20 protein-coding genes and 3 tRNA genes are annotated in these 19,211 nt (G+C 73.7%); 11 read left to right on the forward strand and 12 right to left on the reverse strand.

Annotated features, from left to right (window positions below; all coding sequences use genetic code 11):
• Nucleotides 1-59: 59 nt before the first annotated feature.
• Nucleotides 60-132, reverse strand: a tRNA-Arg gene (locus J7523_RS02855).
• Between the two features lie 108 nt (nt 133-240).
• Here J7523_RS02855 and J7523_RS02860 point away from each other — a divergent pair.
• Nucleotides 241-1,470 (forward strand): low temperature requirement protein A, encoded by a 1,230-nt coding sequence (locus J7523_RS02860; protein ID WP_291881983.1) that lies wholly within the window; start codon nt 241-243, stop codon nt 1,468-1,470.
• A 46-nt stretch (nt 1,471-1,516) separates the two neighbouring features.
• Here the strand turns inward: J7523_RS02860 and J7523_RS02865 are convergent.
• Nucleotides 1,517-1,605: transfer RNA gene (locus J7523_RS02865), tRNA-Ser, on the reverse strand.
• Nucleotides 1,606-1,656: 51 nt separating this feature from the next.
• Entirely contained in the window at nt 1,657-2,937 is a 1,281-nt protein-coding gene (locus J7523_RS02870; protein WP_291881987.1) for a threonine/serine exporter family protein, read from the reverse strand.
• A gap of 266 nt (nt 2,938-3,203) precedes the next feature.
• Between J7523_RS02870 and J7523_RS02875 the strand changes: the two genes are divergently transcribed.
• Nucleotides 3,204-4,742: an MFS transporter gene (locus J7523_RS02875; RefSeq protein ID WP_291881990.1), complete on the forward strand. Its 1,539-nt coding sequence runs from the start codon at nt 3,204-3,206 to the stop codon at nt 4,740-4,742.
• Between the two features lie 66 nt (nt 4,743-4,808).
• On the opposite strand, the gene J7523_RS02880 is transcribed toward J7523_RS02875, so the two are convergent.
• Genes J7523_RS02880 through J7523_RS02890 form a run of 3 tightly spaced genes read right to left on the reverse strand, consistent with a single transcriptional unit; the run spans nt 4,809 to nt 8,220 of the window.
• Nucleotides 4,809-5,390: a YdeI/OmpD-associated family protein gene (locus J7523_RS02880; RefSeq protein WP_291881993.1), complete on the reverse strand. Its 582-nt coding sequence runs from the start codon at nt 5,388-5,390 to the stop codon at nt 4,809-4,811.
• A gap of 18 nt (nt 5,391-5,408) precedes the next feature.
• Nucleotides 5,409-6,749 (reverse strand): hypothetical protein, encoded by a 1,341-nt coding sequence (locus J7523_RS02885; protein WP_291881996.1) that lies wholly within the window; start codon nt 6,747-6,749, stop codon nt 5,409-5,411.
• Between the two features lie 7 nt (nt 6,750-6,756).
• Nucleotides 6,757-8,220: an RNB domain-containing ribonuclease gene (locus J7523_RS02890; protein WP_291881998.1), complete on the reverse strand. Its 1,464-nt coding sequence runs from the start codon at nt 8,218-8,220 to the stop codon at nt 6,757-6,759.
• 232 nt (nt 8,221-8,452) lie between these two features.
• On the opposite strand from J7523_RS02890, the gene J7523_RS02895 reads away from it, so the two are divergent.
• The 8 genes from J7523_RS02895 to J7523_RS02930 all read left to right on the forward strand — a co-directional run bounded on the left by J7523_RS02895 (nt 8,453) and on the right by J7523_RS02930 (nt 15,110).
• Entirely contained in the window at nt 8,453-9,466 is a 1,014-nt protein-coding gene (locus J7523_RS02895; RefSeq protein WP_291882001.1) for an acyl-CoA dehydrogenase, read from the forward strand.
• Nucleotides 9,460-10,812: a bifunctional PIG-L family deacetylase/class I SAM-dependent methyltransferase gene (locus tag J7523_RS02900; RefSeq protein ID WP_291882004.1), complete on the forward strand. Its 1,353-nt coding sequence runs from the start codon at nt 9,460-9,462 to the stop codon at nt 10,810-10,812. Before J7523_RS02895 ends, J7523_RS02900 begins: the two co-directional genes overlap by 7 nt.
• A complete protein-coding gene (locus J7523_RS02905) occupies nt 10,809-11,516 on the forward strand; it encodes a glycosyltransferase family A protein (protein WP_291882007.1) in 708 nt (235 codons plus the stop codon). The genes J7523_RS02900 and J7523_RS02905 overlap by 4 nt, the downstream gene beginning before the upstream one ends.
• Nucleotides 11,513-11,929 carry a hypothetical protein gene (locus J7523_RS02910; RefSeq protein WP_291882010.1) on the forward strand — a complete coding sequence of 139 codons (417 nt, stop codon included), beginning with the start codon at nt 11,513-11,515 and terminating at the stop codon, nt 11,927-11,929. Before J7523_RS02905 ends, J7523_RS02910 begins: the two co-directional genes overlap by 4 nt.
• An 82-nt stretch (nt 11,930-12,011) precedes the next feature.
• Nucleotides 12,012-12,683: a DUF6766 family protein gene (locus J7523_RS02915; RefSeq protein ID WP_291882013.1), complete on the forward strand. Its 672-nt coding sequence runs from the start codon at nt 12,012-12,014 to the stop codon at nt 12,681-12,683.
• A 74-nt stretch (nt 12,684-12,757) separates the two neighbouring features.
• Complete coding sequence (locus J7523_RS02920; RefSeq protein ID WP_291882015.1) at nt 12,758-13,435, forward strand: phosphatase PAP2 family protein; 678 nt, start codon at nt 12,758-12,760, stop codon at nt 13,433-13,435.
• Entirely contained in the window at nt 13,432-14,160 is a 729-nt protein-coding gene (locus tag J7523_RS02925) for a phosphatase PAP2 family protein (RefSeq protein ID WP_291882018.1), read from the forward strand. The genes J7523_RS02920 and J7523_RS02925 overlap by 4 nt, the downstream gene beginning before the upstream one ends.
• On the forward strand, nt 14,157-15,110 hold the full coding sequence (locus J7523_RS02930) for a diacylglycerol kinase family protein (RefSeq protein WP_291882020.1): 954 nt from the start codon (nt 14,157-14,159) through the stop codon (nt 15,108-15,110). The genes J7523_RS02925 and J7523_RS02930 overlap by 4 nt, the downstream gene beginning before the upstream one ends.
• Before the next feature lie 39 nt (nt 15,111-15,149).
• Here J7523_RS02930 and J7523_RS02935 read toward each other — a convergent pair whose 3' ends face one another.
• Nucleotides 15,150-15,467, reverse strand: coding sequence for a hypothetical protein (locus tag J7523_RS02935; RefSeq protein WP_291882023.1), 318 nt, complete (start codon nt 15,465-15,467; stop codon nt 15,150-15,152).
• Between the two features lie 262 nt (nt 15,468-15,729).
• On the opposite strand from J7523_RS02935, the gene J7523_RS02940 reads away from it, so the two are divergent.
• Nucleotides 15,730-15,963, forward strand: a complete 234-nt coding sequence (locus tag J7523_RS02940) for a helix-turn-helix transcriptional regulator (RefSeq protein ID WP_291882025.1) — start codon at nt 15,730-15,732, stop codon at nt 15,961-15,963.
• Nucleotides 15,964-15,972: 9 nt separating this feature from the next.
• On the opposite strand, the gene J7523_RS02945 is transcribed toward J7523_RS02940, so the two are convergent.
• From J7523_RS02945 to J7523_RS02965, 5 genes are all read right to left on the reverse strand, one after another.
• Nucleotides 15,973-16,064: transfer RNA gene (locus J7523_RS02945), tRNA-Ser, on the reverse strand.
• A gap of 101 nt (nt 16,065-16,165) precedes the next feature.
• Nucleotides 16,166-17,560, reverse strand: a complete 1,395-nt coding sequence (locus J7523_RS02950; RefSeq protein ID WP_291882028.1) for a DUF2252 domain-containing protein — start codon at nt 17,558-17,560, stop codon at nt 16,166-16,168.
• 40 nt (nt 17,561-17,600) lie between these two features.
• On the reverse strand, nt 17,601-18,116 hold the full coding sequence (locus tag J7523_RS02955; RefSeq protein WP_291882031.1) for a hypothetical protein: 516 nt from the start codon (nt 18,114-18,116) through the stop codon (nt 17,601-17,603).
• Nucleotides 18,117-18,233: 117 nt separating this feature from the next.
• Nucleotides 18,234-18,845, reverse strand: coding sequence for an ATP/GTP-binding protein (locus tag J7523_RS02960; RefSeq protein WP_291882034.1), 612 nt, complete (start codon nt 18,843-18,845; stop codon nt 18,234-18,236).
• Nucleotides 18,826-19,203, reverse strand: coding sequence for a DUF742 domain-containing protein (locus J7523_RS02965; RefSeq protein ID WP_203758244.1), 378 nt, complete (start codon nt 19,201-19,203; stop codon nt 18,826-18,828). Before J7523_RS02965 ends, J7523_RS02960 begins: the two co-directional genes overlap by 20 nt.
• Between the last annotated feature and the right edge of the window lie 8 nt (nt 19,204-19,211).

Raw genomic sequence — 19,211 nt, forward strand, 5'->3', positions numbered from 1 at the left:
CCGTGCGGGAAACAACAAGGCCCCGGAACCTGTGAGTCCGGGGCCTTGTCAATGTGATGTGCGCCCGAAGGGACTCGAACCCCCAACCTTCTGATCCGTAGTCAGATGCTCTATCCATTGAGCTACGGGCGCATGGCCCTCTGCGGGCCGCGTAAGACGATACAGGTCACGGGCCCCCGGCCCAAACCGGATAGGGGTGACCCTGCCCACGTCGCCGCAGCCCCTGGCAGGATCGCGCGCATGACGGCACCCGCGACAGAAGGTCGGCTCGGCACGGGCGGCGGCCGGTGGGGCATGCGGGCCGACGTCCTGCGGCACGGCGGCGGGCACGACTCGAGCCGCGTCGGGTTCGTCGAGCTGTTCTTCGACCTGGTGTTCGTGTTCGCGGTGACCCAGCTGTCGCACAGCCTCATCGCGCACCCGGACGTCGAGCACCTGCTCCAGGTACTGGTGCTGGCGTGGGCGGTCTGGTGGTTGTGGATCGACACCACGTGGGTGACGAACTGGCTGGACCCGGACCGGCTGCCGGTGCGGGCGATGCTCATCGTGCTCATGCTGCTGGGGCTCGTGATGTCGAGCGCGATCCCGGAGGCGTTCGGCGACAAGGCGCTGCTGTTCGCGGTGCCGTACGTCGTCATCCAGGTCGGGCGGACGGCGTTCACCACGTGGGCGATGGGCCGGCACTGGCCGGACAACGCGACGAACTTCGTGCGGATCACCATCTGGGTGTCCGTGTCCGGGGCGTTCTGGGTCGCGGGTGCGCTGCTCGACGACGCACGGATGACGCTGTGGGTCGTGGCGGCGCTCATCGACGTCGTCGGGCCGCGCGCGCTGTTCTGGGTGCCGGGCATGGGCCCGACGAACCCGAACACGTGGGAGGTCCGCAGCCAGCACATGGCCGAGCGGGTGTCCCTGTTCATCATCATCAGCCTGGGCGAGTCGATCATCGTCACCGGCTCCGCGTTCTCCGAGCTCGAGGTCGACGCGGTCACGGTCGTCGCGTTCCTCGCGGCGTTCGTCAGCACGGTGCTCATGTGGCTGCTGTTCTTCGACCGTTCCGAGCAGAAGGCCGCGGCGTACTTCGCCGCGCAGGACCAGCCCGGGATGGTCGCGCAGACGGCCTACACGTACGTGCCGTTCCTGCTGGTCACGGGCATCATCCTGACGGCCGTGGCCGACGAGCTCGTCCTCCTCCACCCGGGTGGGCACGAGGGTGCGACAGACGCGTGGACCGCGTGGATCATGTGCGGCGCGGCGGCCGTCTACCTGCTGGGCAACGCGCTCTTCCGACGAGCGACCGGGGGCCGGTGGTCGGCGTGGCACCTCGGCGGCGTCGTCGTCGCGCTCGGCCTGGCGCTGCTCCGGGGGGCCGTCACGCCGCTCACGCTGAGCTGGCTGACCAACGCGGTGCTGCTCGCCGTGCTCGTGGGGGACGTCGTCCGGGCCCGGCGGGCCGCGGCGTCCGTCTGACCTCACGACGAAGGCCCGGTCCGTCGTGGACCGGGCCTTCGTGAAGCGGAGACGGTGGGATTTGAACCCACGGAAGGGTTGCCCCTTCACGACCTTAGCAGGGTCGCGCACTAGACCTGGCTATGCGACGTCTCCAGGACGTGGGACAGGGTACCCGGGCCCGGCGCCCTGCACCAAAGCCGTCCGTCAGCGGTCGAACGCCCAGGTCCGGTCGGTGAGCATCCGGGCGACGGCGAGGCCGATGGACAGCGCGACGACGACCAGCGCGGCCTGCACCGTGTACGACAGCGCGAGGATCGTGGCGCCGTCGGCGAGGTGGAACACGGCCCGGTAGGCCGTCGCGCCGGGGACCATGATGACGACGGCCGGCACGGAGATCGTCACGCGCGGCACGTGGATCCGCGGGGCGGCGTAGGCCGCGAGCACCCCGACGACGAGCGCCGCCATGGCCGCCGCGCTCTGCGCCGCGAACCCGGCGGCGATGAGCTCGAGCCGTCCGACGTTCGCGAGCATCCCGACGGTCGCAGCGAGCAGCGCCATCCGCCACGGGCTGTTGAACATGAGGGCGAACCCGAGCACGCCGAGGAAGCTCGCGGCGAACCGCAGCACGAGCAGCACCCCGGGGTCGAGGTCGAGCGGCGTCGCGGGGTCGGGCGCGAGGCCGACGATGCTCGACACCGCCCACAACGACAGCGCCGCGGACACCAGGATCATGAGCGCGTACACCAGGCGGGTCAGCCCCGCGGAGAAGTCCAGACGGGCGAGATCGAGCGCTGCGGTGACGAGCGCGAAGCCCGGGATGAGGAACAGCACGGCCGAGACGTAGCCGGCCTGGTGACGACCCTCGATCGCACCGGCGGCCTGCAAGAGCTCGACGAGCCCGAGGTACGTGAATGCCGCGACGGCCGCCGCGAGCATCGTCACGCCGAACTGGTTGTACCCACGGTGCAGCATCGCGCGGCGGACCAGCTGGCCGAGCGCGGCACCGACGAACACCGTGCCGATCTCGACGGGCCCGCCGTTGTTGAGGAACGCGAACGCCGCGCACGCCATCCCCGACCAGATCGCGTTCACGAGGGCCGGGTACAGCGGCGGCTTGGCGGCGATGCGGTCGAGCTCGGCCGTCGCGCGCTCGACGGTGATCTCCTCGCCCGTGGTCCTCGCGTCGCGCTCCAGGTCGCTGACGAGGATCTCGAGGTCGGCGAGGCGGTCGGCGTTGACGCCCACGCGGCGGACCTCCGACACCTCCGTGCGGAAGCTGCGGCCGCGGTGCGACGTCGTCGTGATCTCCGTCAGCGTCACCTGTGCCTCGTGGCGGTCGACGCCCAGCGCGTGAGCCATGCGGGCCATCGAGGCCTTCACGCGGTAGGAGCCGGTGCCGGCGGACAGGCTGAGCCGCCCTACCCGCAGCGCGACGCCGGAGCGTCGGATCAGCTCGAGCTCGTCGTCCGTGGGCGCGGTGGGCACCCGCCCATCATGGCGGCGACCGGCCCTGGTCGGCAGGACCAGGGACCTCGTGCCGGAGGCGAACACCTGAGAACCGCCTGAGAGTCCCCTGTCCGCTGCGGGCGAATCTCCCTTGACCCTCCGTCTCGCGCGCTGGTGTGCTGACCAGCGGCAACCCTGCGACCCGGGGATGTCAGAGGGCGCCGCTAGCGTGCGGCTTGCATCCCCACACCTCATCCGGCGACGACGCCGATCCCTACCTTTCCTGCGCCTCCAGGGAGCCTGCTGTGACCGACCCTGCCCTCACGACCGACGCGCCTCGCGACGCGTCCGAGTCCCCCGCACCCGACCCGCGACGCTGGCTGATCCTCGCCGTCATCGCCATCTCGCAGCTCATGCTCATCATCGACGCGTCGATCATGAACATCGCGCTGCCGTCCGCCGCCGCGGACCTCGACATCGCGCCTGCCGACATCCAGTGGGCCGTGACCGCCTACACGCTCGCGTTCGGCGGCCTGCTGCTGCTCGGCGGGCGCATCGCCGACTACGTCGGCCGCAAGCGCGCGCTCCTCATCGGGCTCCTCGGGTTCGCGGTCGCGTCCGCGCTCGGCGGCGCCGCGCAGAGCGAGGCGCTGCTGTTCGCGGCCCGTGCGCTGCAGGGCGCCTTCGGCGCGCTCCTCGCACCCGCGGCTCTCGCGCTCATCACCGTGACGTTCACCGAGGGACGCGAGCGCGCCAAGGCGTTCGGCGTGTTCGGTGCCATCTCCGGCGGTGGTGCCGCAATCGGCTTGCTGGCCGGTGGTGCGCTCACCGAGTACCTCGGCTGGCGCTGGTGCCTGTTCGTGAACCTGCCGATCGCGATCTTCGCGGCGATCGCCGGCGCGCGGATCCTCAAGGAGTCGAAGGCCCACGGCGACACCCGGTTCGACATCCCCGGCGCGATCCTCGCGTCGTCCGGGCTCGTCGCGCTCGTCTACGCGTTCACGGAGGCCGCCAAGCAGACCACCGGCGAGGACGGGCTCCCGCAGGCCGTCGGCTGGACCGACCCGCTCGTCGTCGGGCTGCTCGCGTTCGCCGCGGTCGCACTCGTGTCGTTCGTGCTGCTCGAGCGTCGCGTCGCGAACCCGCTGCTGCCGCTGCGCATCGCGCTCGATCGCAACCGGGGCGGCTCCTACCTGGTGTTCTTCCTGGTCGGCGCCGGGCTGTTCTCGATGTTCCTGTTCATGACGCTGTACTTCCAGTACGTGCTCGGGTACGAGCCCATGAAGGCCGGGTTCGCGTTCCTGCCGTTCAGCGTCGGGATCATCCTCATGGCCGGCGTCGTCGCGCAGCTGCTGCCGCGCGTCGGGCCCAAGCCGCTCATGCTCGTCGGGCTCGCGCTCGCCACCACGGGTCTGCTGCTCCTGCTGCGCACGTCGCCGACGTCCTCGTACGCGACCTCGGTGCTGCCCGGCCTCATCGTCATGAGCGTCGGCATGAGCATGGTGTTCATCCCCGCGTCGAGCACCGCGCTGTACGGGGTCGGCGGGCACGACGCCGGCATCGCCTCCGCGCTGCTCAACACGTCGCAGCAGGTCGGCGGGTCGCTCGGGCTCGCGCTGCTCAACACGTTCGCCATCACCGCGACGACCAACAAGATGGCCGACCTCGCGGCGTCCGGGCAGGACGTCACCCAGCCGGCCGTCGCCGCGCAGGCGCAGGTCGCCGGGTACCACGTCGCCTTCCTCGGCGGCGGGGTGCTGCTCGCGCTCGCGTTCCTCGTGGCGCTCGCCCTGATCTCCGCGAACAAGGCCGACCTGCCTCGTGAGGCGGCCGTCGCGGCCTGACGTCGGTCAGGGGGTGCCCGTGCTGGAGGGGCCGGGCACCCCCTGACGGACCCGGTCTGGTCGCCGTCATTGGACGGCGCGCTTGCCCTCCTGGGCCAGGCGGGCCGTCTGCTCCAGGCGGGCGGCCCGGGTCTCGGGGCGCTTCGCCTGGACGATCCAGACGAGGATCATGCGGCGCGCCGACTTCGGGAACGCGTCGTACTGCTCGCGGGAGCCCGGATAGCGGTCGAACGCGGCCGCCAGGTCGTCCGGGACGACGAGGTTCTCGACGTCGTCGAGCAGCGTCCACGAGCCGTCCGCTTTCGCGGCATCGATGACGGCTCTTCCCGCGGCGGTCATCCGACCGTCGGCCTCCAGGCGGAGGATGCGCTCCTTGTTCGTCCGCGCCCATCCGCTGCCCGGCTTCCGGCGGGTGAACCAGAGCATCCCGCGCTCGTCGTCGAGCGACCGGTTCGTCGAGTCGATCCAGCCGAAGCAGAGCGCCTCCTCGACGGCCCGCTCGTACGGGACCGACGGCCGGCCCGTCGCCGACTTCCACGACACCAGCCAGACGCTCGGGGTGTCCGCGTGGTGCGCCTCCAGCCAGGCCCGCCACTCCTCGACCGTCTCGGCGTGCACCCGAGGTGCGTCGTCACGGGTTCCGGCCATGGGGCTCCTTCGTCGGGGTCATGAGGGTGGCTCGTCGTCGAGGGCGTCGAGCTCGCGGTCCGCCGCCTGGAGGGCTCGTTCCGCTCGGCGGAGGTCCTGGGCGGCGGCGATCGCGGACCGCTCCTCGTCGTGCAGCGCACGCTCGGCCTTGGCGAGGCGGTCCTCGGCGCGGACCGCGTCCTTGTCCGCCTTCGCGATGCGGCGTCGCAGGTCGGTCATGGCGGTCCTGAGCTCGTCGTGCAGGTCGTGCGCGGCGCGGGCCGCCTGCGACGCGGCGTCGAGGTCGGCCCTGCGCTCGTCGCGTCGGCCGGTCGCGCGATCGGCGGCCTTGCGGGCGCGGTCGCGCGCATCGACGGCTGCCGCCCGAGCGGTCTCTGCGGCACGGCGGCGTCGTTCCGCAGCCGTCGCCGACGAGCCGGTTCGCGCCCTGCCCGCGGCGGACGTCGACCCGCGGGCAGCGTCGGTCGTCGTGCCGCCCGCACCCGTCGTCGCCCCACCGGCCTTCGTCGTGGCGCCGTCCTTCGTCTTGCCGTCCTTCGTCTTGCCGGCCTTCGTCTTGCCGGCCTTCGTCGTGCCGCCGTCGTTCGTCTTGCCTGGCTTCGTCTTGCCTGCCTTCGTCGTGCCGCCGGCCTTCGTCCCCGCACGCATCGACGTCGCGACGGGCTCCGCGGGCCCGCGCGACGCCGCGCGGCCGGTGCTCGTGCGTTCGTCGTCCGCGTCGCGGGGCTCGTCCACGTCCTCGACCACCGTCAGACGCCCGCGCGGTACGCGGCGGAGCGAGCCGCCGGACCCGGTCTTCGCCGCTCGAGCGGCAGGCGCGTCGTCGGCGCCACCCGCCGGGGCGTCGTCGTCGGCCACCGCGAGCCCGAACCCGCCCAGACCGCCGAACCCCGAGTACTCGCGGCCGGCGGCGAGGTGGCCGGACGTGACGTCCCGCGCGATGTCGGGGTCCGCGAGCGCGGCGGTGAGGGTCTGGTCGACCTCCTGCGCGACGGCGTCCCCGACGCGCTGACCGGCAGCGGAGCCCAGTGTCCGTGCCCGCGCGACGAGGCCGGTCACGAGCGCCCGCCGCTCCCGGGACAGGTCGCGCAGCGCGCGCCCGTCGAAGGTCCGCTCGGCCTCCCGCAGCGCGTCGCCGAGCGTGACGACCCGGTCGGCGAGCCCGGGGTCGTCGCGGACCAGGGCGTTGATGAGCGCGGCAGCCGCGGTCGGCTTGCGCAGCGCGGCGATCTCGCGGGCCAGGTCGCGGTCGCCGGCGGCCCGGGCGGCCTTCGCGGCGGCGTCGCGGCGGGCGACGAAGTCGTCGGGCGCTCCCCCGTACAGGTCGTCGAGCACCTCGGAGCGCGGCGCGTCCGACACGGCAGCCTCAGCGGTTCCCGTCGAGCACGAACCGCACGGTCCGCCTGGCGACGGACGCCTCCGTGAGCCGCACGTCGACGCGCTCCCCCAGCGGCAGCTCGACACCCTCGACGCGTCCGCGCACCACAGGGTCACGGAGCTGGACGACGCCCGCGGTCCGGTCGTCGCGCACGTCGACGACCACGCCGGAGAACGTCTCGCCGACCCGGTCGGCGAGCAGCACGGCCTCGACGAGGTCGAGGCATCCGCGCTCGTACTCGGACGCCCGACGGTCGCCGCCCGCCATGAGCGCCGGCAGGAGCGGCAGCGCGTCGCGGACCCACCCGGGAACCTCGTCGCCCGCGCACACGGCGACGCACACCTCGCCGACGAACCGGTCGACGAGCCGGCGCAGCGGCGCGGTGGCGTGCGCGTAGGGGGCCGCGATGGCGGCGTGCTCGACGTCGTCGGGCACCGTCCCGTCGAACGCGACGTAGGCGGCGCCGCGCAGGAGCGTCGTGGCCTCGGTGAGAAGCGCGGCCTCGGCGGGCTTGGACGCGTCGAGGTCACGGATGAACTCGCCGTGCGACGCGCCCTGCGGCCACGGGACGGCCAGGGCGGCGGCCGAGCGGCGGAGGCGGTCGACGTCGCGCGGGTCGGCGGCGGGCAGGGTGCGCAGCACGCCGATGCGGGCGTCGATCATGAGCCGGGCCGCGCACATGCCGGTGAGCAGGGAGATCTGGGCGTTCCAGTCCTCGACGGGCAGCGTCGCGCGGCTGACGAGGGCCCAGCCGTCGTCGGCGACGGGCACGACCTCCTGCTCGGGGGTCGGCAGCGTGATGCCGCCGCGCGCCCGTTCGGCGTCCTCGCGCAGGCGTCCGACCTCCCGGAGCAGCTGCAGCGACGGCGAGGCGGTGCCGTCGTCGAGGGCGGCCTGCACGTCGTCGTACGTGTGCTGCGCGCGGCTGCGGACCCGCGCCCGGCGCACCGAGACGTCCCCGGGCGCACCGGTCGCGTCGAGGTCGATCGTCCACAGCAGCGCGGGCGCGTCCTGGCCGGGCAGCAGGCTCGCGACGCCCTCGGAGAGCTCGGGCGGGTGCAGCGGGGTGCGGCCGTCGGGTGCGTACAGGGTCTCGACGCGGCGCCGGGCCTCGCTGTCGACGGCCCCGCCGGGCGCGACCCACGCGGCGACGTCGGCGATGGCGTACCGGACGCGGTAGCCGCCGTCGCGGCGCTCGATGTGGACGGCCTGGTCGAGGTCGCGGGAGCCGGGCGGGTCGATCGTGACGAGCTCGACGTCGGTGGCGTCGAGCGGTGCCGCCACGGGCCGGCCCGCTGCGCTGAGCGCCTCGGCGAGGACGTCCGCCGGGAAGCCGTCGGGGATCGCCAGCTCGTCGCGCAGCGCCCGCAGCCCGCCGCGGACGGCGGCGTCGACGTCCTCGGCACCCGCGACAGCGGGCGGGGCGGCGAGGTGGACGCGGCGTCGGGGCACGCCGTGAGCCTAGGTCGGCGCGGTCCGTCGCGCCCAGGGATCTGCGCTCCGGTCGCGGTTCGGCGGGCGCGTGGTCATGATCACGGAGCCGTCGGGCGGACGCAGACGCGCCGGGCGCCGGTGCACCGGGCGCCTCGCCCGCCGCGCGTCCGGCGGCCGACCGGTGAGGGCGTCCGGCGGCCGACGGGTGCGGGCGCCCGCCGAACAGGTCCCCGGGAGTGCGGAGGTCGGGATGCGGCACGAGGTCGACGAGGTCCGGCTGGCGCCGTTCGCCGAGCGCGGCACCACGGACGTCCCGGAGGACGTCGGGGAGGCGTTGCGCGTCGCGGTCGACTGGCCGGACACGCTCGTGCCGGGCGCGGGCGGCACGCGCGCGCTGTGGGAGCTGCTCGCGACGCTGGCCGCGTCCGACCTGGCGGTCGCGCGTGCGGTGGAGCCGCACCTCGACGCCCGTGCGATCCTCGCGCAGGCAGGCATTCCCGCGGGCAGCACGACGTGGGGCGTGTTCGCGGCGGAGGCGCCCGACGTCCGGCTCGACGCGCGGCCCACGGGCGCGGGCGACGTGTGGCACCTGACCGGCACCAAGCCGTGGTGCTCGCTCGCGGCCCGGCTCGACACCGCGCTGGTGACGGCCCACCTGGAGGACGGCGGCCGCGGGCTGTTCGCGGTCGACCTGCGGGGTGACGACATCACGGTGCTCAGCACGCCGTGGGCGGCGCGTGGCCTGGCGGAGATCCCGTCGGTGCCGGTGCGGTTCGACGACGTGCCGGCGGTCCCGGTCGGCGCACCCGGCTGGTACCTGGAGCGGCCGGGGTTCTGGTGGGGCGGGATCGGGGTCGCGGCGTGCTGGTTCGGCGGCGCCGTCGGCGTCGGGCGTCGCGTGCTCGCCGAGGCCCGCAGGCGGGACGACGACCGGCTGCTCGCGATGCATCTGGGGACGGTCGACGAGTCGCTGGAGTCCGCGCGCCGGGCGCTCGCGGAGGCCGCGGACCTCGTCGACGCCGGCACGCTGGACGCCGCCGACGGGCGCGTGCTCGCGAAGCGCGTGCGGGGCACGGTCGCCCGGACCTGCGAGGACATGCTCACGACGGCCGCGCACGCGCTCGGACCGGCACCGCTGGCCTTCGAGCCGGACCACGCCAAGCGCGTCGCCGACCTGCAGGTCTACGTGCGGCAGCACCACGCCGAGCGGGACGCGGCGTCGCTCGGCTCGGCGTGGGCGGGGCGTGAGGACCGCCCGTGGTGACGTTCGACGGCCGCGCACCGGGCACCGACCCGGCCGTCTGGACCGCCCGGTTCGACGACCTGCACGCGCTGGCGCTGCCGACCGGCCGGACCGTCGTCGTGGCCGCGCATCCCGACGACGAGACCCTGGGCGCGGGCGGGCTGATCGCCACGCTGGCCGCCCGAGGGCTGCCGCCGGAGGTCGTCGTCGTGTCCGACGGCTCCGGGTCCCACCCCGGCTCCCCGACGCTCGACCCCCAGGCGCTCGCCGTCCGGCGGCGCGCCGAGGTCGTCGCGGCGGTCCGCACGCTGTCGCCGCAGTCCCCCGTGACGCTGCTCGGCCACCCCGACGGCGGCCTGCGCGAGGTCCGCGCCGAGGTGCTCCGCGACTTCCGCCGTGTGTGCGCCGGCCCGACGCCGGCCCTGCTCGTCGCACCGTGGCGCGGCGACGGCCACCGCGACCACCGGGTCGTCGGCGAGGTCGCCGCGCAGGTCGCCGACGCGCTCGGCTGCCCGCTCGTCGAGTACCCGCTCTGGCTGTGGCACTGGGCGACGCCCGACGACGACCGCGTGCCCTGGGACCGGCTGCGTGCGCTCGACCTCGACCCCGACGCGGCGCTGCGCAAGCGCCGGGCCGTCGACGAGCACGCGACGCAGGTCCGGCCACTGTCGGGCGACCCCCGCGACGCCGCGACGCTGCACCCCCGGTTCCTGCGCGGCTTCGACCGGGACGTCGAGGTGCTCGTCGTGGGAGCCGCGAGCGAGTCCCGCGACCTCGGCCAGGACTTCTTCGACGGCACCTACACCCGACACGACGACCCGTGGGGCTACACCGACCGCTGGTACGAGGCCCGCAAGCGCGCCCTGACGCTTGCTGCGCTCCCCGACGAGAGGTACGGCCGGGCGATCGAGATCGGCTGCTCCATCGGCGTCCTGACCGCGGACCTCGCGGGTCGCTGCGACGACCTGGTCGCGCTCGACGTCTCCCCGCTCGCGGTCGCCCGCGCCCGCGAGCGCCTCGCCGACCGGCCGCACGTCCGCGTGATGACGGGTGACGTCGCGCGCGACATGCCCGACGGCCCGTTCGACCTCGTCGTCCTGTCGGAGGTCGGGTACTACCTCACCCGCCCCACGCTGCGCGGCGTGCTCGACGGGCTGCGCGACCGGCTCTCCCCTGGCGGCACCTTGCTCGCCTGCCACTGGCGCCATCCGGTGGCGGCGTACCCGCTGACCGGTGACGATGTGCACCGCAACCTGGCCCGCACGCGCGGGCTCACGCGTCTCGCAGTGCACACGGAGGAGGACATGGTGCTCGAGGTGTACTCGCCGGACCCGCGGTCCGTCGCCCGGCGGACGGGGCTCGCATGATCCGGCACGTCGCCGTCGTGGTCCCCGCCCGCGACGAGGAGGAGCTCGTCGGCCGCTGCCTGCGGTCGATCGCCGAGGCGCGGCGGGAGTCGCCCGTGCCGACGTCGCTGGTCGTGGTGCTCGACGCGTGCACGGACGGCACCGCGGCGGCCGTCGCGGACGCGATCGGCGACGACGTCGGCGCCGGCGTGCAGGTCGTCACCACGGAGATCGGCAATGTCGGCGCCGCCCGCGCGCTCGGGGTGTCGCACGCGCTCGTCGGGCTGGACCTCGACCCCACCGAGGTGCTGCTGGCCTGCACGGACGCCGACTCGCAGGTGCCGCCCTGGTGGCTGCTGGAGCACGTGCGCCTCGCCGACGCGGGTGCCGACGTCGTCGTCGGCACCGTGCGGCCCGACCCGGACGACCTCGACGCGGACGACCTCGACGCCTGGTCGGCGACCCGCGTGCCCGGCAAGCCGAACGGCCACGTGCACGGCGCCAACCTGGCCGTGCGGGTGTCGTCGTACGTCCGCGCGGGCGGCTTCCCCCGCCGCACCGAGCACGAGGACGTCACGCTCGTCGCGTCGCTGCGGGCGACCGGTGCGCGAGTGGTCCCGTCGGACGCGGTCGACGTGCTCACGTCCGGTCGCCGCGTCGGCCGCACGCCTGGTGGGTACGCCGGTTACCTGCAGGAACGGTTCCCGGTGGGCGCCGGGGCATGAGGACGCCGGTGCTCGTCGTCGTCGCGGTGGTCGCCCTCCTCGCGGGGTGCGCGGCGCGACCGGACGGCACCGACGCGGACGCCGTCGCCCACGCCTTCTACGCCGCGGTCGCCCACGAGGACGGCGACGCCGCGTGCGCGCTGCTCGCACCGTCCGCGCTCGAGAACCTCGAGTCCGACAGCGACGAGCCGTGCGCGGAGGCGGTGCTCGACGGCGACGTGGGCGCGACGCTCACCGAGCGCGTGCCCGACGGGCCCGCGACGTCGGTCCACGTGGCCGGGCGCGCCGCGCAGGTGGTGCTGCCCGACGACGTCGTGTTCCTCACGGTCGACGGCGACACGTGGCGGCTCACCGCCGCCGGCTGCGACGCCCGGCCGGAGCGTCCCTACGACTGTGTGATCGAAGGGGGCTGACGATGCGGACGCTGTTCGTCATCGTGCTCGGCGGCATCCTGCTGGGCCTGGCGTACTTCGCGACCCTGGCGGTGCTGCACCGATGAGCCGCCTGAAGAACCACGGCCTGACGCTCTTCTTCGGCGCGATCTTCCTCGCCGCGCTCGCCGGGCAGGCGATCAGTGGCGTCGCGCTCGTCAACCGGGAGCAGATCGAGGCCGGGCTGACGCCGATCACGCTCGCCGAGTACGTCACGACGTCGCAGTTCGCCGTCGACGTCACCGAGAACTGGCAGTCGGAGTTCCTGCAGTTCCTGCTCTACATCCTGGCGACCGTGTGGCTGCTGCAGCGCGGGTCGCCCGAGTCGAAGCCGCTCGACGAGGCCGGCCGCGAGAGCGACGAGGACCAGAAGGTCGCCGAGTTCTCCCGCCCGGACTCGCCGCCGTGGGCGCGCGTCCGTGGGTGGCGGCTGTCCGTCTACTCGCACTCGCTCGGGCTCGTGATGGGCACGATCTTCGTGCTCAGCTGGTTCGTGCAGTCGCTGGCCGGTGCCGTCGCGTACTCCGAGGACCAGATGCGCAACTTCGCCGACCCCGTCTCGTGGACCCAGTACCTCGCGCTGCCCGACTTCTGGAGCCGCACGCTGCAGAACTGGCAGTCGGAGTTCCTCGCCGTCGCGAGCATGGTGGTGCTGTCGATCTACCTCCGCGAGCGCGGCTCCCCCGAGTCGAAGCCGGTCGGGGTGTCGCACGAGGCGACGGGGGTGGAGGGCTGACCCCGTCGGGTGACGTCCGCCACGAGCCGCCCGCTCGCCGCGCGGAACGTCCGGCCGCCTCCTACCCTCCCAGCATGCCTGCGACGACCGTCCGGAAGCGCGCCCTCCTGCGGGCCGCCGCATTCGGCCTGGGCGTGTCCGTGCCGGTGTTCGTGCTCGCGTACCTGGTCCGGGCGGAGGCGCCCGGGCTGGTCCGGCTCGACCAGCAGGCGATCGTCGCGGCGACGACGTTCACGCGCGAGCACCCCGCGTTCCTGCGGGCGCTCGTGGTGTGGCAGCAGCTCCTGCAGGCCAAGTGGGTCAACCTCGCGGGCGCGCTGCTGTGCCTGTGGGTCTGGCGCAAGCACGGCCTCGCGACCCGCGCGCTGTGGGCGTTCTGCACGCTCATGGCGGCATGGGTGCTGCAGCTCGCCGCGAAGGGTCTGGTCCAGCGGGCGCGCCCGGTCGTCGAGGACGCGCTCGAGCACGCGCCGGGCTCGAGCTTCCCGTCGGGCCACGCGACGAACACGGCTGCCGCGGCCGTGACGCTGACGCTGCTCGTGTGGCCGCTGCTCGGTCGGCGTGGACGCGTCGCGGTCCCCGTCGTCGCGGGCACCGTCACCCTGATCACCGCTCTGGACCGCGTGTTCCTCGGCGTGCACTACCCGTCCGACGTGGTCGCCGGCATGCTGTTCGGCACCGCGATGGCCGGCGCCTCGTACATCGGCTACCGCGGCTGGTCCGCGGAGCCCTCGCCGGAGAGGATCCCGTGACCCCGCTCGCGCTCCAGGCGGACCACCGCCGCCGCTCCTCGGTGCACACGTTCGTGCACCGCTACGAGCTCGACACGTCGGCCCCCACGTTCGGGTCGGCCTGTCGCGACCTCGCACGCCGCGCCGTGCTGCCCGCCGTCGTGTGGTGGCTCGCCGTCGTCGGGATCGGCCTGCTCATCGTCGGACCCCTCCACGACCTTCCCGCGGAGTCCGCCGTCAACGAGTGGTTCGCGGGGCAGCGCACCGCGACGCTCAACAACGTGACCCTCGCGCTGTCCGACATCGGCATGACCGAGTCGATCATCGGCGCGTGCGTGCTGTTCGTGGCGCTGTTCTGGTGGCGAACCAAGCAGTGGTGGGTCGCCGTGGTCCCGGCGATCGCGATCGGCATGCAGGCGATCCTGTTCCTCACGTCGTCGCTGCTCGTCGGGCGGGAACGTCCCGAGGTCGAGCTCCTCGACAACTCCCCGCCGACCACCGCGTTCCCGAGCGGTCACACGAGCGCGTCCACCGCGTTCTACGTGACGCTCGCGATGATGTGCCAGCGGATCACGCGGCCGTGGCTGCGCTGGGGCCTGACGGTCCTCTGCCTCCTCGTCCCGTTCCTGGTCGGGACCGCGCGCCTGTACCGCGGCATGCACCACCTCACCGACGTGCTCGTCGGCATGGCGAACGGGCTCGTCTGCGCGTTCCTCGCGTGGCGCTACCTGCGGCGGGACGTGTGAGCCGCGTCCCCGCCGCCGAGCAGCGGCACCACGACGGCCCGCTGCGGTCCGCGGTCGTCATCAACGCGAACCGCGTCGAGGGCGCGGACGAGCTGCGGTCCGCCATCACCGAGCAGCTCGTCGAGGCCGGCTGGCCCGAGCCGGCATGGCTCGAGACGACCGCGGAGGACCCCGGCCTCGGCCAGACCCGCCAGGCCGTCGAGGACGGCGTCGACGTCGTGTTCGTGTGCGGCGGCGACGGGACCGTGCGTGCGGTCGTCGAGGGGCTCGCGGGGTCCGACGTCGCGCTCGCCGTCCTCCCGGGCGGCACGGGCAACCTGCTCGCGGCCAACCTCGACATCCCCACCAACGTGCCCGACGGCATCGCGACGGCCCTGGCCCGCGGCCGGCGCCAGGTCGACATCGGCGAGGTCGACGGGCAGGCGTTCGCCGTCATGGCCGGCATGGGCTTCGACGCCAAGATGGTCGACGACGCCCCGACGGGCCTCAAGGCCAAGGCGGGCTCCGTCGCGTACGTGGTCTCCGCGCTCCGGCACCTCGCCGACGACGAGATGCACGTCGAGGTCCGCGTCGACGACCACCCGCCCGTCCGCCGGCACGCGCGCAGCGTGCTCGTCGGCAACGTCGGCCGGCTCCAGGGCGGTGTCCGGCTGCTGCCCGAGGCCGAGGCCGACAACGGCGAGATGGACGTCGCCATCATCGCGCCGCGCAACCTCGGCCACTGGGTGCAGCTCGCCGTCGCCGTCGTCCTGCGCCGCGAGCGCGTGCCGCGCATGGAGGTACTGCGCGGTTCGCGGATCAGGGTCCGCTCCACCCGCCCGCAGCCGCGTCAGCTTGACGGCGACGTCATCGACCCGTCCGACACGCTCGTCGCGAACGTCCGGCCCGGCGCCCTGTGGGTCTGCGTGCACCAGCCCGACACGACCGAGGACCTCGCCGAGGGCGAGTAGGCCCGACCCGACGACGCACCTCCCGACCGGACGGGTGACCTACAGCCCGTCCGGCCGGATCTTCTCCGCGTCCGTCGTCTCGTCGACGAGGTCGCCGACCTCGCCGCCGGGCAGGTCCGCCGCGCGGATCTTGTGGGCCTCCGTCGTCGCCGCCTCGGCCTCCGCCACGGGGTCGATCGGGTCGCCCGGCAGCCCCGCAGCGCGGATCCGCTCACCCTCGGTCTCCGTGTCGACGTCGGGACGCTCGCCCGGCACCCCCTCCGACCGGATCCGCTCACCCTCGGTCTCGAACCGTTTGTCCTCGAACCGTTCGCTCTCGAACCGCTCGTCCGGGGTGCGCTCGCTCTGCGTGTCCATGCGGTCCTCCTCGACGTCCTCGTCGACCCACGACCCGTCGAGCGTACGTCGGGGCCCGCAGACCGCGACCGGTGAACCGACCGGGCCCCTGCACCGTTCTCAGCACAACCGTCACACGAACTTCACCCGATGCGACGGGTGAAACGGTCATCAACGGCCCGCGAGGTGCCGATGAATCGTGTACCGGAGCGTCGTCGCCCGTGTCGGACGAAGAAGTCGTCCAGGGGTCCGCAAGACGCCGCCTCCAGGGGGAGGGAACACCATGACCATGACCATCGCCACCGAGCCGCGCACCGACGACGACGTCGTGACGCTGACCACCCGTGAGCGCGTCGTCCTCGCCGAGCTGCGTCAGGACATCACGCTCGAGGAGATCGCCCGCCACCTGTGGGTGACCCGGAACACGGTGAAGTCCCAGGTGCGGTCCATCTACAAGAAGATCGGCGTCTCGACGCGGGCCGAGGCGGTCGCCTGGGCACGCGCGCACCGCGTCTGACACCACACGCGGAGGGCGTGGGATTCGAACCCACGAGGACGGGGTTGTCCCGCCCCAACGGTTTTCAAGACCGTCTCTTTCGGCCGCTCAGACAGCCCTCCCGGCCCGCGACCCGGACCGGTGGCGTCGTGACGTCGTCGTCCGGCCGCGGCCCGCTCCGCGGAGCGTGCACGAGTCTCCCACAGCCCGTCCGGGTGCGGGTTCAGACGCCCTTCGTCGCGGGCAGCCGTCCGCTGTCGATCGCCTCGACGAGCCGGGTGTGGTCGCCCTCGATGCGGTCCGCGTAGCCGACGGCGTACTCGGTGAGCGCCTCGTCGGCGCGCTCCGACGAGCCGAGGTACGCGGCGATCGCCACCCGGTCGCCCGACCGTGAGTGCGCCCGCGCGAGGCTCCACCCGCACAGCTCGGCGTAGCGCGCCATCCCCGCGGGGATGGCCTCCTCGACCGGCAGGGATCCCTTCCAGTCGCGGAGCTGACGGACGTAGAAGTCGCGCTCGACGTCGTCGACGCCCGTGACACGCTGCCAGCCGAGGAAGATGTCGCTGGCGGCCTGCATGAGTCGCTGCCCCTCGACGACCCGCTGCGCGTGGTTGCCGTAGTCGCTCGCGCCGGCGAACTCCTCGAGGACCGACGCCTGCGCCTCTTTCGCCTGCAGGACGATGAGGTCGTTCTCGTCGGTGCCCTGCAGCAGGATGACCCACGCGCGCGTGCCGACGCTGCCGACCCCGACGACCTTGCGCGCCATGTCGACGAGCCGGTACTGCTCGAGCAGGTGCCGGCGGTCGTCCTGCAGGGACGTGCGGTACGCGACGAGCAGGTCGTGGAACCGCAGGGCAGCGTGGTTCTCGTCCATGAGGTCCCGCAGCGGGACGAGCAGCGGCGGGTCCGCGACGAAGCGGCGTCGACCGTCGACGAGCTCGGTGAGCTTGCCGACGGCCTTGAGGTGGTCGCTCGACCGGGCCTTCGAGATCGTCGCGCGCGTGCGGCGCACCGAACGCCCCGGCAGGGACGTCAGCAGCTCGTCGATCATGTCGTCGACGGACGCGTGCGCGTACCAGACGGCCAGGGACGCCTGCCCCGCGAACTCCCGCACCGCCTCCCGGTACGCGCGCGCCGCACCGAGCACCGCCTGCCGGCGTTCCTTGCGGGAGAAGTCGTTCGCGCGACCGGCGAGCTCCACGCTCGCGAGCAGCCGCTTGACGTCCCACTCGAACGGGCCGGGCAGCGTCTCGTCGAAGTCGTTCAGGTCGAACAGCAGCCGCCGCTCGGGCGAGCCGAACACCCCGAAGTTGCTCAGGTGCGCGTCACCGCACAGCTGCACGCGCAGGCCCGTGTCGGGCGTCGTCGCGAGGTCGTGCGCCATGACCAGCGCCGACCCCCGGTAGAACGCGAACGCCGAGTCCGACATCCGCCCGTACCGCAGCGGGATCAGCTCGGGCACGCGGATCGTCGCCTGCTGCTCCAGCAGGTCCAGCGGGTCGGGCCGACCGTCGGTGGGACCGGTGTCCGCGAGGGCGTCCAGCGGCAGCGCCGTGCGGGCCGCCTTGCCGCGCTGCACCCTCTCGTCACGGCTCAGACGCTCCACCGGGGTGCTCACGGTCCGAACCTACGACCGCCACGGGCGCCACGCCCACCCGTCAGGCGGACGACCCGTCCTCCCACCAGCGCGCCGGCATCCCGGGACTCACCACGTCGAGCGCGTACAGCGTCGCGACCCGCGCGAGCTGCAGGTCGTACGTCGCGACCGCGCGCACGTCGGGGTGCGCGATCGCGGCGCCGACGTGCAGCGCGGCGAACGGCGGGAGCACCCCCGCGACGTGGCTCGCCGCCCGCAACGTCTGGTCGGAGAACCGCACGACCTCGACGCGGGCGGCGACGTCGTGCAGGACGCCGTGCGCCTCGGGCCCGCCGGCCAGCGCGAGCCGGCGCAGCTCCGACAGGCCGAGCGGCGTCGTCACGAGGTCCGCCTCGTGCGCCGCCGTCCACACGAGCCACTCCGCGCGCCAGGGCTCGCCCACGAGGTACCGGGCGAGCGCCGAGCCGTCGGCGTACACCCGCCGCCGGACCGGGACCGCGTCGTCCGGCGCAGGACGCGGCTGCGGCACGAGACGCAGACCTGCCCCACGCGGGAGGACGGGTGCGTCGGCGGGCACCCGTCCATGATCACGCACCCGGCTGGGTCCCGACGAGACGGACGTCCCGTCGCCTGCCGCGCGGAGACGCCGACGGCCGGCCCCTGAGGGGACCGGCCGTCGTGCGTCAGACCAGGATCACCGTGCGCGCAGACGCTCCATCGCGAGCTGCACGAGCGAGATGAGGGCCTGCTTGGTCGCGGCACGCGAACGCGCGTCCGTGTACAGCACCGGCACGTGCGCCGGGATCGCGAGCGCCTCGCGGACGTCGTCGAGCTGGTGCTTGGCGACGCCGTCGAAGCAGTTCACGCCCACGACGAACGGGATGCCGCGGCTCTCGAAGTAGTCGACGGCCGGGAAGCACTGGTCCAGGCGGTCGGTGTCCACGAGCACCACGGCGCCGATCGCGCCGCGGACCAGGTCGTCCCACATGAACAGGAAGCGGTCCTGGCCCGGCGTGCCGAACAGGTACAGCCACAGCGACCCCGGCAGGGCGATGCGACCGAAGTCCATGGCGACCGTGGTGGTGGTCTTGCGGTCCGAGACGCCACCGGCGTCATCGACGCCGACGGAGTGCTCGGTCATCGCGGCCTCGGTGTTGAGGGGCTCGATGTCCGAGATGGACCCGATGAAGGTCGTCTTGCCGACGGCGAAGCCGCCTGCGACGACGATCTTGACGACGGTGGGGGCGATGGACCCCGCCGTTCCGGCCGGAGCGGCCACGGCGGCGTCAGAGGGCGGAAATGCCATTGAGAACACTCTCCAGCACGCTCAGGGACAGGGCGGGGGACTCACCGGTGTTCACGTCGACCGGCTGCGAGGTGTGGACGCGCACGTACTGCTGGTCGGCCAGGTCGGACACGAGGATCCGGACCACGCCGAGCGGCAGGTGCAGAAGGGCCGAGAGCTCGGCCACGGAGATGTAGTTGTGCGCGGCGTGCTGGATGATCGCCCGCTTCTCCGGCGGGAGACCCTGGCCGGACACGGCACCCGGCATCACCTCGACCAGCGCCTCGAGCGGCAGGTCGGAGCGCGCCGAGCGCACGCGGCCGCCGGTCACGGCGTAGGGCCGGACCGTTCGCGCCTCGTACTCGATGTGCTCGCTCATCCGTCGTA

This window comes from Cellulomonas sp. (assembly GCF_017744555.1).
Taxonomy (GTDB): Bacteria; Actinomycetota; Actinomycetes; order Actinomycetales; family Cellulomonadaceae; genus Cellulomonas.

Bases quoted from the DNA above. Each gene is read 5' to 3' on its own strand.
- J7523_RS02910 (WP_291882010.1), top strand. From the start codon at position 11,513: ATGAGGACGCCGGTGCTCGTCGTCGTCGCGGTGGTCGCCCTCCTCGCG.
- J7523_RS02960 (WP_291882034.1), bottom strand. From the start codon at position 18,845: ATGGCATTTCCGCCCTCTGACGCCGCCGTGGCCGCTCCGGCCGGAACG.
- J7523_RS02920 (WP_291882015.1), top strand. From the start codon at position 12,758: ATGCCTGCGACGACCGTCCGGAAGCGCGCCCTCCTGCGGGCCGCCGCA.
- J7523_RS02880 (WP_291881993.1), bottom strand. From the start codon at position 5,390: ATGGCCGGAACCCGTGACGACGCACCTCGGGTGCACGCCGAGACGGTC.
- J7523_RS02940 (WP_291882025.1), top strand. From the start codon at position 15,730: ATGACCATGACCATCGCCACCGAGCCGCGCACCGACGACGACGTCGTG.
- J7523_RS02905 (WP_291882007.1), top strand. From the start codon at position 10,809: ATGATCCGGCACGTCGCCGTCGTGGTCCCCGCCCGCGACGAGGAGGAG.
- J7523_RS02935 (WP_291882023.1), bottom strand. From the start codon at position 15,467: ATGGACACGCAGAGCGAGCGCACCCCGGACGAGCGGTTCGAGAGCGAA.
- J7523_RS02895 (WP_291882001.1), top strand. From the start codon at position 8,453: ATGCGGCACGAGGTCGACGAGGTCCGGCTGGCGCCGTTCGCCGAGCGC.
- J7523_RS02860 (WP_291881983.1), top strand. From the start codon at position 241: ATGACGGCACCCGCGACAGAAGGTCGGCTCGGCACGGGCGGCGGCCGG.
- J7523_RS02915 (WP_291882013.1), top strand. From the start codon at position 12,012: ATGAGCCGCCTGAAGAACCACGGCCTGACGCTCTTCTTCGGCGCGATC.
- J7523_RS02965 (WP_203758244.1), bottom strand. From the start codon at position 19,203: ATGAGCGAGCACATCGAGTACGAGGCGCGAACGGTCCGGCCCTACGCC.